Below are 1,188 nucleotides of genomic sequence, written 5' to 3'. Positions count from 1 at the left end.
CAATCTCCGATGCGTACGATGCTCTGGGGCTTCATTTTAGGCCAGACTTCAATGGTGCATTCGGTGATGGCTATTCAGTTGTCCCGTTGACCAACCGCAATGGTCATCGGGTCTCCTCCGCGATGGCGTACTTATCCGAAACCGTCCGCTCTCGCCGTAATCTGACAATTCTGCCGGAAACGACAGTCGTGCGACTGACCTTTTCGGGAACCACGATAACGGGGGTCGAGACCGAGAACAAATCCGGCTTGCAATCGTATAGCGCTTCTTGCGTTATCCTGTGCGCCGGAGCACTCCATTCACCCGCCATATTGATGCGCTCCGGGATCGGCTCCGCGAAGGAATTAGTACAATTCGGAATCCCGATCGTTGCAGATTTGAAAGGTGTGGGCCAGAACCTTCAGGAACACCCGACGATCTGCATTTCGGCCTATTTGAAGCCGGCCGATCGCTTGTCACCCCGCGTGAGCGAATATATTCAGATGCACGCCCGCTACTCATCGGGTTGCGAAGGCTGCCCGTCGACCGATATGGCAATATCGACTGTTGCCAAATCATCCTGGCACCCGGTCGGGAAGCGCCTCGGCACACTCGCTTTGTGGGTCAATCGCAGCTACTCGACGGGAACTGTGGCGCTCAAGAGTAGTTCGCACAGAATAGAGCCGGAGGTCGATTTCAACTGGTTGAGCGACAAGCGGGACGCCGAGCGCCTCAAGCAGGGCTTTCGCTTCATAGTCCGCCTGCTGCAGCAAGATTCGCTGTCCTCTGTGGCGCTGGACCCGTTTCCGTCAGTGTTGAATTCGCGAGCGAAGCGGGTGAGCAAGGTCACAAGCACAAACTATGCACTCACGTCAGTTCTGGCGCTGCTCATGGACGCGTCGCCGCGGCTGCGCCGTGGGTTGATTAGGCGCGTCATAACGGATGGGGATAGCATTTCCGATCTCATCAATGACGAGGAACATTTGGATCGGTATATTCGCCAGAACGTCATCCCAAGTTGGCATCCGACGTCGACCTGCAGGATGGGGACAGCCGCGGATCCTGGCGCTGTGACCGATCCGTCGGGACGCGTTCATGGTATTTCGGGTTTGAGGATCGCCGACGCTTCGGTCATGCCATTTTGCCCTCGGGCGAACACAAACATTCCGACGATTATGGTGGCTGAAAAATTGGCCGACACAGTCTTGA

Annotated in this window: 1 protein-coding gene; it reads left to right on the top strand. The window is 56.3% G+C overall.

The features are described from left to right. A partial coding sequence (locus AC0L2A_RS36180; protein ID WP_473612963.1) for a GMC family oxidoreductase occupies window positions 1-1,188 on the top strand: 1,188 nt, incomplete at both ends.

The sequence above is a fragment of the Mesorhizobium sp. WSM4844 genome (assembly GCF_055811775.1).
The sequence above is the reverse complement of the archived record's forward strand: the minus strand, read 5'-3'. Positions and strand labels throughout refer to the sequence as shown.